We start from the raw sequence: 11,222 nt of genomic DNA on the forward strand, positions 1-11,222 counted from the left end.
TATTATTGGCAGTTCACTACCGATTCTGGTGTGGCCTCAGAGCTTATCGCAACACGCTTCAAGGTCATAGTTAAAGGTTTGGCGCTGGCAATGACCAAGGGAGCATTAATTTGCGACAAGTCCGCACCGCGGTCTGCAAAGCACGCTAAAGGAATCGAAGCCTCTTGCCATTCTCCAACTGTTGCCGCCGCTAACACGTCGGCAAACGGCACTTCACCAGTACAGGGGTATTCGCAATCCATGCGAACCGCAACGTCTCCTTCAGGCGCTTGATCAACTCGATAGTTTAGCGTCAGGTAAGCGCCACTATCACCCCAAGAGCTGAAATCAAGGGGCGCCTGCGAGTACCAATAGACTTGCGCTACACCAACAGAGGCGTTCCCGAAACGAACCTGGCGAGCGTCTTCCTGCACATTCACGTCGACTGAACGCACTTCGACTGCGCCCTCGGCACTGCGCACAAATTTGGAGTTCACCGGGATTTCCCAGTCGCTGTTGTCGCCCACGGCCATGAGCCATGGATCAAAGGTCCGCGCATCAAAGATAACCTGCTCTGCCTGTGCACGCTGCAGCAAGGGTTGTTCATTGAGATCGTTGCGCAGGAATTCTTTACTCTCTAAGGTCAAACCGTAGCCATACGGAAACAGTACGCTCGCGACCGGCAAGTCAGGGTTAGTGGGGTGAACATCAATAGCGGGCCAGTTAAACGAGAGTCGACCTTTAAAATCGAAGTCACTGCCGGGTTCTGCAAACAAAACGTCAGCAACCCCGATACCCTCTGTACCTGGGAGCCAAGCCACAACAAAGGCGTCGCTCGCGTTCAATTCGGGGTTGACCCACATTGGCCTACCGGTCAAAAACACCGCAACAGTGGGAATACCCTCTGATTGCAGAGCCTGCAGTAGCTGCTGACCCGCCGGATGCTCAGCACCAAAGTTTAGACTGTCGATATCGCCTTGGCCTTCGGCATAGGGGGTTTCACCGAACACCACCACGGCTACATCAGGGCGCTCGCTGTAGTGACCACTCGGGCTGTAAGTCACTTCGGCACCTTTTTCTGCTGCGACAGACTCAATACCCTGCAATATAGACTGTGCACCCGGGAAATCAGAGTTTTGGTTGCCCGTACCCTGCCAAGTAATCGTCCAACCGCCCGATTGCTGACCGATATCGTTCGCCGCACTGCCCGCGACCAAAATCGACTGGCCGCGCTTTAGGGGCAAAACTTGGTCGTTGTTCTTAAGCAGCACTAATGACTCGCGCACCGCCTGTCGCGCAATTTCGCGATGTGAGGCCTGACCGATGACCGACGCATCTAAAACCGCCGATGAGGGAAGCGGTTTATCCATGATTCCGGCCAGAACTTTAACGCGCAGGATGCGACGCACAGCATCATCAATACGAGACATCGGAATGTCGCCATTCGCCACTTGATCTAACATATTGTGGTACAGCGCTTCCCAGTCTTCAGGGACCATGACCATGTCCATACCCGCGTTTATCGCTTGCACGCAGTCACTGTTTGAACAGCCGGCGACCTCGCCAATACCATTCCAGTCAGAAATAATAAAGCCATCGAACCCCAAGCGGTCTTTAAGCACGTCAGTTAAGATCGTTTTGCTACCGTGGATTTTCTTACCGTTCCAAGAATTGAAAGAGGCCATAACACTCATAACGCCTTCACGGAGCGCCGTCTCATAGCCACCCGCGTGCTGCTCGAGCAGCTCTTCAAGTGACAAACGTGTGTCACCTCGGTCGATACCCCTAAATGTTCCGCCATCGCCCACGAAGTGTTTCGCGGTCGCCACCATGTTTTCAGACTGCAAACCGCGCACAACGGCCTCGGCGTAGTCCGCCACAATGTCAGGACGGTCGCTGTAGCTCTCGTAAGTACGACCCCACCGATTATCTTTAACAATAGCCACCGTCGGCGCAAAAATACCATCGATACCCGTGGCGCGCACTTCACGCGAAGTCGCCGCGCCTATTTGCTCGATCAACTCAGGGTTGCGTGCCGCACCAAGCCCAATATTGTGAGGGAATATCGTTGCACCGACGACGTTGTTGTGACCGTGAACGGCATCGGTACCCCACATGATTGGGATTCCGGCGTTACCTTCGCTGGTATCAATAGAGGCAAGGTAAAGTTCGTCAGCCAGAGCAACCCACTCGGCCACAGTGGCCTGCTTGTTTTTGTTGGGGAATGAGCCCCCACCATTGAGGACTGAGCCGAAGCCATACTTGCGCACTTGGTCAGGCGTCACGTACTGTATCTCTGGCTGAATCATCTGAGCGATTTTCTGTTCGAGGGTGAGCTTACTCATAATCCCGTCGACGCGCGCTTCCACCTCTGGATCTATCAAATCTTTCGCCGCGTACGACACCCCAGCGAAAGCGACCATAACACCACAGCAAATCGCTTTTAATGATCGTGTACCTAACATAACAAACCTCTTACTCGCTTTGTGCAGACTTTATTCTGCTATTTGATTCATATCGTAGATGCGGACATAGTCCACCATCATACGCTGTGGAAAAATACTGTCATCGATGGGCCCACCGGCGCGGCCCCACATGCCACCCACTGCCAGGTTCATGATCACGTGAAAAGAATGATCAAAGGGCCACTGGCGCCAGCCTTCGTCGTCGCGGGTGTACGTAAAATAACGCAAGCCGTCCACCAGCATGTCCATACGATCCGGTGTCCACTGCAAGGTATAAACATGGAAATCCTCAGCCAAATTCGGAAGTACAATACTGCCTTTACGCTGGTTGCCCTCGACCCAATAGTACCCCTTGGTATGGACGGTACCGTGTACAACGCCCGGTTCAAATCCTACGTGTTCCATCAGGTCGATTTCACCCGAATTAGGCCACGCATCGCAGTTGGCATTACCTTGCCAATCCGGTGTTCTCGCGTCACAAATGGTGGCATAGCGATAGGGGTGTGTGGGCAATAGCCAAATCGCGGGCCAAACGCCTTGTCCCCGAGGAAGCTTGGCTCTGACATCCAAACGTCCGTACATGAAATCGAGTTTGCCCGAGCTGTGAATTCGGCCAGAATGGTACCTAGCATCGCTGCCGCTGACCTTGTGTGCTTCGATAATCAGCTTACCGTCTTCCAAGCGCAGGTTCTCGAGCGAATTAACATAGGCCTGATCCTCATCGTTTACTTTGCGAGCAGGCCACTCATCGACGCTCCAGAATCGAGAATCCAGCGCCGTGCCATCAAACTCATCGGCCCACCGTAAAGTCCCAAGCGCCTGCGACTGAACGGGCTCTAAGCGAAAAGCACTAATTAAGGGCATATCAGGTGCTGCGCGAAACTCAAGCACAATGGAACCATTGGTGGTATGGACGGGTAAAGTTCTAGCTAAGGCAGCTTCAGTAAGCCCATCGCGCGCTTTTGGAATATTAAAATCGGCCAGCCGCTCTTTACCACCAACCCAGACGCTGAAGCGCCGGTTCTCAACCCCCGGCCGTTCGGCAAAGAACAAGGTGAGCGCGTATTGACCAGGAGCGACCTCTAATTCGTAGCTCTGAGGTCCTTCACGGAAACTTTGATACAGTGCTTCTTGCTGGCTTCCTTTTACCTTGTCGATGGTTCCGCAAGTGCTGTGCGTCTGCTCTGCGCATGAATCTTGCAGATAAACCGTACCGTCCGGGCCTTTGAACAGGCTACCGCCGAGGTTTACCGCGACGACATTTGAAGGGGATGCTCTAACGGCTATGGGATCTGACGCTGCCGACATCCCAGCCTGACTCACGGTCACCGTACAAAGCGTCAGCGCAGAGATACACCCCAGTACTATTGGACCCAGTTTTAAGCGCAAAACGCCACCTTTTTTCATTATTAACAAACCGCAGAGGGTCTAGGGTCACACAGCGATTTCAAGGGCAACAGACCCACTGCGATAAGGTGGATTAATAAACAGCTTAGTTGGACTAATTCAACAAGTGAACGATGGACTGACGGTAGTTTCGGCTCACTTTCAAAGTGGTGTCTCCCTCGAGGTGCAACAAAGATTCACCTTTTGACAGAGGCGTTATTTGCGTCACCTTATCAAGGTTTACCAGCGTCGAACGATGAATGCGAGCAAATGGCCCGGAACTTAAACGCTGCGACAGCTCTGTCATAGTGCAACGCATAATATGCGTCACCGGACCCACATGCACACACATGTAATCGCCCGCTGCATCCACCCAATCAATATCGTTAAAGTCAACGAGCTGAATTTGACCATTGTCGCGGATGGTCAGTTTCTGCACAGCACCAGATGCCGGTGGCTGCAATTGAGTGTCACGCCCCAGCGCTTTATCGACGGCACTCATAAGTTCACCCTTAGACACAGCAACATGGCGTTCTCTGGCCCGTTCAATGGCGCGAGCTAGGCGCGAAGCCTCTAAGGGTTTCAGCACGTAGTCTACTGCTGCTAAATCGAAGGCCTCGACCGCGTAGTCATCATAAGCCGTTGCAAAGATGAACAGGGGCATGGCGTCGTCTTCTTGAATCGCTTTCACGACGTCAAAACCGTTCATGCCTGGCATCTGAATATCTAAAAACACCAAGTCAGGTGATTCACCGCGGATGGCGGCAATGGCTTCCCGACCATTTTTGCACGTGCCAATGACTTCAATATCGCCGTGGTCAGCGAGCAATGACAGCAGATATTCTCGTGCTAGGGGCTCATCGTCGACAACTAACGTGCGCATCATGAGGCTTTCGCTCTTTCATAAGCATAAGACAAGGGCAAGCGTATCACGACCATCAATCCACCTTCCCCACGGTTAGCAATATGCATTGTCGCGTTGTCACCATAGGAGCTGGACAGTCGTTCGCGGATATTGCGCAGACCGACACCAGTGCCAGAGGGTTGCGGCAAATCTTTCGTATCCGCGAGTCCAGGTCCGTCATCACTTACCGTTAATACCAAAGAGTTTTCCTTATTCGTTGCGCTGATTTCGATAGTCCCGCCGTCTTCATTTGGCCCGACCGCGTACTTGATGGCGTTTTCAACCAAAGGCTGAAGCAGCATGCTTGGGATTTGTGCCTCTGTAATACTAGGATCGACATCCACCCGCACCGTCAGCCGTTCACCGAAACGCGCCTGCTCGATACTCAAGTACATTTCTAACGCTTGTATCTCTTGTTGTACGTCTACTGTCTGTAATGGATCGCTTTGTAAGGAATATCTCAGAAAATGTCCGAGCTCAGAAATCATAGTCCCAGCGCGCGCTTTAGAACCGGTCGCTACAAGACCCTGCAAGGCGTTTAACGTATTGAATAAAAAATGCGGGTTTAACTGATAGCGAAGCATCGTCAACTGCGCCAAACGAGCCGCCGTCTCGGCTTGAGCTAAGCGCATGGATTGTTCGTTGCGGTCAGCCGCCATTTTCATCAATACGGCATGCTCGTACTGTGCAAGCTGGTAGTACTTAATTCCGTGATACAAGGCGGTCCAACACAGAAAAATAAAAATAGAGGGGAATAGCCAACCTCCAAAATCACCCCACAGGTTCGACTCTTCCGTTAGCAGCAAAAACAGCGACAGGCGCATAACTGACCACAAGGTCGCAAACCCTAAGACCACAAATGCGACGATCGCCAAACGCTTGACTAAGGGCATATCCCAGCAACGTTTGAGCACATAGCGCATCGGCCACGTGAGTAGAATACCCAGTACTGACTGAAGAATGTTGTGCCCAATATAGCTTAGCTCTGGCTGGTCGTACCACAGATTCAAACTGAAATAACTGACGAGCGAAAGTCCTGACCATCCCAAAATCTGCAACAGCCAAAATTGCGAGTTTTGGCTCTCGATGAGGTGTTGCACGAGCGAGTGTCGCTGTTGATTTGGCATGGGCACGCTTCTTACGCTGGGATTATATGCGTTATGTACTGTCAAGCTTGCCTGCTGTTTTATTTTGGTGCAAGTGCCCATGGTATTCTTTGCTTTGCCCAGCCCTCTACTTGACTTAGGATAAGGCGGACTGATCTCTCGTTTAAGTGGCTAAGCCCGAGGAATGACCATGCTCAGACAACCCCTGCTGTGGGTCGCACTAGTCTTACTGGCGACTCTCAACGCCTTACCGGTTACTGCATCGGATGGTGCGCCCGCGTACATTGCGGTCTCTGGCAAGGCGAGCCTGACGACTACCCCGAACCGGGCCGAACTCACACTGAGCGTCGAAAAAGATGCGAATCAGGCTGCTCAGGCTCAAAAACAGGTACAGCGCATAGTTGAGAAGACCCTTGCGTTTCTGTCGCAGCAAGGTATTGAAACGAGTGATATTCGCTCAACCACCTTGTCGATTCAGCCTCAGTACAGCTGGGACCGAGATCAGCAGCAGCAACGCTTGAATGGCTACCGCGCCTCGCAATCGATAATCGTGATCTTAAAAGACATCGGTTTGTTACAGCCTATTATTGAGGGTGGTTTAACGGCAGGGGTTACGCGATTGTCTCCCCCGCGTTTATTTCACAGTGAACAACACGAACTCGAACGTAAAGTGCTAGCACTCGCCGTAAAAGATGCACAAACAAATGCCCAAGCAGCGGCAACAGCTTTGAACGTCAGTATCGGAAGCCCGCTGGCCATCGAAGCGCAAAACAATAGCTCAACGCCAAGACCTGAGTTTCGGGCGGTCGCCATGATGGCATTAGACGGTGCCGAGTCGGTAGACACTCAGCTAAGCGGACAAATTGAAATTGCCCTGCGCGTCACCGCACGGTTTGCACTGATCCCCTAAACATAAATCGACTGTCGGTACTGTTTAGCGATCTTCGACCACTCAAATCGCACCTTTGATGCCGCTTCTCGAATAAGTCGATAGCGGCTTGGATTCATGTAAAACAGCTCCATTGCATAGGCCACCGTACCCACCAGTTCCAGTGACTGGGCGCGTGGGTTGGCGCCGTTAAACAAAAAACCTGTTTCGTTGTCGATAATGGTGTCACGCAAACCGCCAACGGCGTGCGCTACCACGGGCTGGCCGGCGCGCATTGCAAGCAGCTGACTAATGCCGCAAGGTTCGAACGAACTCGGCATTAAAAACAAATCGCCACCGGCATACAAAATGGTCCCGAGCGCTTCAGAGTAGCCTCGCAAGAACAGAAAATTATCATGCGTTTTGGCAGTTTCGAATAAAAACGTCTCGTAGGCCGCATCACCACTGCCGGTCATAATCAGCTTGGCGTCCGGTGGCAGTTGGTTCAAAATTTGTGCCAACGATGAGGTCTGCGGCGTCAGACCTTCGCGCAAGATTCTTAATTTTTGGTCCGTTGCGCGACCCACAGAAGTCAGCACGCAGGTCGGACTTGGTTGCGACTTCCATTTCGCGATACGCGACAGCGCCAACGTGTGAACGTCAGCAGCTTCGGCTAAACTCCAAGCCGTTACTGCCTGCTCCGCTACCGCAAGCATCCGCTTCCAACTCGGTATCTTTTTAGGGGTGTCAGCATAGTCGCAACCATTTAGGACGCCAACTAAGCGATCCTCCGCTGCGGCCGCCCGCAGATCGCGATCGAGCCCTTCACCACCATAAAACCCCAATTTTTCATTGGTAGGCTCTTGAATCTCTAAAATGTAAGACGGCGAGACCGTATGAATGGTGTCGCACAGATTGATCGCTGCACGAACAGGATTAATGCAATCGGGATACCGCAAATCCATAATTTGATGATCAACCGCACCAAAATCAGGAAACCAGGTTTTCAGAGCGCTGGGATTGCCATCGACTGGCCGAATACCCTGCAAAGCCAAATTGTGAATGGTATAAACCAGGCGCTGTGTGCGCTCTGCTTGATAGCGTGAATGGTAACGCAGAAGCATCGCAACAAAGGCGGCGTGCCAGTCATGCAGGTGTACAAAATCTAAAACGCCAAAATGGCGGTGCAATAACAATTCACAGACCGCGGCCGAAAATAGCGCAAACTTGGTAGCATCGGTAGCAAATGGCTGAGAGTCAGGGTCGTGGCAATACACTCTGCCCGCGCCTTGTGGTGCCAGCAGAGGACTATCGATAATCCACAAGTCGACGCCATTACCTGTGTCAATTTTCACCAGAGTTACGGTCTCGACTGTGCCGCCAAAGGGCACATCTAAGTGCCCCACTAATTCTGCTTGCTCAAGCTTTGAAAACACTTGATAGCCTGGCATAACCACTTGAATTGACGCACCTGTCGCCGCCAATGCCGGCGGCAGATCTCGCACGACATCGCCAATACCTCCAACCTTACCACCAGGCAAAGTTCCGTTCTCGGCGGCCACCATCAAAATATTCATTTGCGTGTACTCAAGTAATGACGTCCGGCGCATCCCGACCAGTAAAGTGTTGTATGTTTAATATGGCCTCGGATGCTGCAAACAAGGGCTCCAAATACCGCTGAGCATACACACTGAAATACGCGGGGTCACGCTCGTGCTGGTCGTAATACACTCTGAGTGTAGCGCCCGATGTGCCCGTACCAGATAGACGCACGACAATACGCGCATCATTTTCAAACACGATGCGAATACCCTGATTGTAGCTTTCGCTATCATCCACGGGGTCGCGGTAGGAAAAATTATCAGCACGAGCGACCACCAAATCACCGAACGTCTGTCCAGGTAAACTCTCAAGACGACTGGTGAGCGCTTGCATCAAGGCATTGGCCTGGTCGCTATCGATGCCTTCATAATCATGCCGCGAGAAAAAATCGCGCCCGAAGCGTTCCCAGTGATCGCGAACAATCGAGCGAGCCGGCTGTGCTCGCACGGCGATCAAGTTTAACCAGAATAATACCGCCCACAGGCCGTCTTTTTCGCGGATGTGGCTTGAACCCGTCCCAAAGCTTTCTTCGCCACACAGCGTAATGCGACCAGCGTCCATGAGATTACCGAAAAACTTCCAACCCGTGGGCGTTTCAAAAAACTCGATGCCCAAATACGCAGCCACGCGATCAACCGCACGTGAGGTGGGCAGCGAGCGCGCCACACCGGCCAAACCCCCAGAGTATCCCGGCACTAGGTGCGCATTAGCGGTCAACACCGCCAGCGAATCGCAAGGATTAATGTAAAATCCAGTGCCCAACACCATATTGCGATCTCCATCGCCATCAGAGGCCGCACCAAAAGCGATCATTTCATCGCCATTGAGCAAATCGACCAAGTCTTTGGCGTGGACCAAGTTCGGATCGGGGTGTTCACCCCCGAAGTCTTCTTTAGGCTCAGCATTCATTAAGCTAGTCTCGGGCGCACCGAGACGGTTCACTAAAATCTCACGCGCATAGGGGCCTGTGACTGCGTGCATGGCATCAAAGCGCAGCTGAAATCGAGGATTCGTCAACAGCTCTTTAATCGCTTCAAAGTCAAACAGACCTTCCATTAAGTCAGCGTAAATAGCAACCGGGTCAAGCACTTCGATCACCGTGCCCGCAAGCGAAGTTTCACCAAGAGTGTCCAAGTCGGTTTCAGCGGCGTCCTGAAGCGTGCAATACCGCTGAAGCACTTTGGTTTCTTCAAAAATGGCATTGGTCATCGACTCGACCGCTGGACCACCATTAGCACCATTGAACTTAATACCAAAGTCACCGTTGGGACCGCCCGGGTTATGACTGGCCGACAGAATCAAACCGCCATCGGCGCCTCGGGCGCGAATCACCGCCGACGCCGCAGGTGTCGACAAGATTCCGCCTTGCCCGACAATAACGCGTGCAAACCCATTAGCGGCTGCCATGTGAATAATGGTTTGTGCTGCGGCTCTATTGTAGAAGCGTCCATCGCCGCCCAGGACCAAGGTTTTACCTTGGCCACCGCCAATCACGTTAAACGTAGACTGCACAAAATTTTCTAGATAATGCGCTTGCTGAAATACGCTCACTTGTTTTCGTAAGCCCGAGGTGCCGGGCTTTTGATCAGCAAACTGTGTCGTCGTTACGTCCACAACTTGTGTCATTACTGTATCCTCTTAAATTAGGCGTAGCCTTCGGGTTGCCCTAGCATTCCACGGGTAATCAACACTCGACCTTTCGGCGACACCCTAAATCCATTGGCTTTGTCCTGTTCAATATCAAAGCCCACCTCTAAACCGTCTGGCACACGGACGCCTCTGTCCACGATAACGTTGCGCAATTTAACGCCACGGCCAATATCAACGCCTGGCAATATCACGCTTGACTCAATCATCCCGTGGGAGTGTATGTGCACATTAGAAAACACAACCGATCGCCGAACCGTGCTGCCTGAGATAATACAGCCACCAGACACAACCGAATCGATCGCCTCACCACGTCGACCATCGTAGTCATGCACAAATTTTGCGGGGGGCAGCTGCTCCTGATAGGTCCAAATCGGCCAGTCGGGATCATACATGTTTAGTGCCGGCGTGGCATGTACCAACTCCATATTGGCTTCCCAAAACGAGTCCAAGGTACCCACGTCGCGCCAGTAGCCCTGCCCGCCGGTCTGTGAATCCCGAAAAGGGTAGGCTTGCACGTGAGCCCGCTCAATCATCGACGGAATAATATCGTTACCAAAGTCATGACTCGATTTGGCACTTGCGGCATCTTCTAGCAGCAAATCAAACAGCATCCGGGTGTTAAAGATGTAGTTGCCCATCGATGCCAAACAGATCCCGGGGCTACCCGGAATTTCAGCGGGCTCGGCGGGTTTTTCTTGGAAACTCTTCACGCGCATAGTTTCATCGACTTCCAACACGCCAAAGGCGCCCGCAGCCTCTTCAACCGGCACCTCCAAACAGCAAACTGACATATCAGCACCGCTTTCAACATGGCGGACCAACATGGCACCGTAGTCCATCTTGTAAACGTGATCGCCCGACAGAATCAGCACGTACTCGGGCTTTTCCGCACGGATAATATCCAGATTCTGGTAGATGGCGTCCGCGGTCCCTTGATACCAATCATCCGAGTAACGTTGACTCGCGGGCAAAATTTCGACGAATTCGCCCAGCTCTTTCTTAAAATGGCTCCAACCGCGAACGATGTGACGCACGAGAGAATGTGATTTGTACTGAGTTAAGACACCGACGCGGCGAACGCCAGAATTAATGCAGTTAGACAAAGGAAAATCGATAATCCGATATTTGCCCCCAAAATAGAGCGCCGGCTTTGCTCGCCAATTGGTGAGTTCAAACAAGCGCGAGCCGCGCCCTCCGGCCAGCACTAAAGCCAGCGTATTTTTTGTTAAACGGCTAACGTAACGAGGATTATCCATTCCTAT

The 11,222-nt window shown here is 52.3% G+C and carries 8 protein-coding genes; 1 reads left to right on the forward strand and 7 read right to left on the reverse strand.

Features of this window, described 5'->3' with window-relative positions; translation table 11 throughout:
• Positions 1-2: 2 nt before the first annotated feature.
• The 4 genes from EYZ66_RS13900 to EYZ66_RS13915 all read right to left on the reverse strand — a co-directional run bounded on the left by EYZ66_RS13900 (position 3) and on the right by EYZ66_RS13915 (position 5,861).
• Positions 3-2,444 (reverse strand): glycoside hydrolase family 3 protein, encoded by a 2,442-nt coding sequence (locus tag EYZ66_RS13900; protein ID WP_009574382.1) that lies wholly within the window; start codon positions 2,442-2,444, stop codon positions 3-5.
• A 30-nt stretch (positions 2,445-2,474) separates the two neighbouring features.
• Positions 2,475-3,833, reverse strand: coding sequence for a family 16 glycosylhydrolase (locus EYZ66_RS13905; RefSeq protein ID WP_158026989.1), 1,359 nt, complete (start codon positions 3,831-3,833; stop codon positions 2,475-2,477).
• Between the two features lie 112 nt (positions 3,834-3,945).
• The gene (locus EYZ66_RS13910; protein WP_009574384.1) at positions 3,946-4,716 is read right to left on the reverse strand and encodes a LytR/AlgR family response regulator transcription factor; all 771 of its coding nucleotides are present in this window, start codon (positions 4,714-4,716) and stop codon (positions 3,946-3,948) included.
• Positions 4,713-5,861, reverse strand: coding sequence for a sensor histidine kinase (locus tag EYZ66_RS13915; RefSeq protein WP_040815698.1), 1,149 nt, complete (start codon positions 5,859-5,861; stop codon positions 4,713-4,715). The genes EYZ66_RS13910 and EYZ66_RS13915 overlap by 4 nt, the downstream gene beginning before the upstream one ends.
• A gap of 169 nt (positions 5,862-6,030) precedes the next feature.
• On the opposite strand from EYZ66_RS13915, the gene EYZ66_RS13920 reads away from it, so the two are divergent.
• Positions 6,031-6,750: an SIMPL domain-containing protein gene (locus tag EYZ66_RS13920; protein ID WP_009574386.1), complete on the forward strand. Its 720-nt coding sequence runs from the start codon at positions 6,031-6,033 to the stop codon at positions 6,748-6,750.
• Here the strand turns inward: EYZ66_RS13920 and EYZ66_RS13925 are convergent.
• The 3 genes from EYZ66_RS13925 to glgC are packed head-to-tail and all read right to left on the reverse strand — an operon-like array spanning position 6,747 to position 11,216.
• Positions 6,747-8,285, reverse strand: coding sequence for a glycogen synthase (locus EYZ66_RS13925; protein WP_009574387.1), 1,539 nt, complete (start codon positions 8,283-8,285; stop codon positions 6,747-6,749). The two genes, EYZ66_RS13920 and EYZ66_RS13925, sit on opposite strands and share 4 nt — an antisense overlap.
• Before the next feature lie 10 nt (positions 8,286-8,295).
• Positions 8,296-9,936, reverse strand: a complete 1,641-nt coding sequence (locus EYZ66_RS13930) for an alpha-D-glucose phosphate-specific phosphoglucomutase (RefSeq protein WP_009574388.1) — start codon at positions 9,934-9,936, stop codon at positions 8,296-8,298.
• A 17-nt stretch (positions 9,937-9,953) separates the two neighbouring features.
• Complete coding sequence (glgC, locus tag EYZ66_RS13935) at positions 9,954-11,216, reverse strand: glucose-1-phosphate adenylyltransferase (protein ID WP_009574389.1); 1,263 nt, start codon at positions 11,214-11,216, stop codon at positions 9,954-9,956.
• Between the last annotated feature and the right edge of the window lie 6 nt (positions 11,217-11,222).

Origin of the sequence: Aequoribacter fuscus (genome assembly GCF_009910365.1) — a bacterium.
GTDB classification, from domain to species: Bacteria; Pseudomonadota; Gammaproteobacteria; order Pseudomonadales; family Halieaceae; genus Aequoribacter; species Aequoribacter fuscus.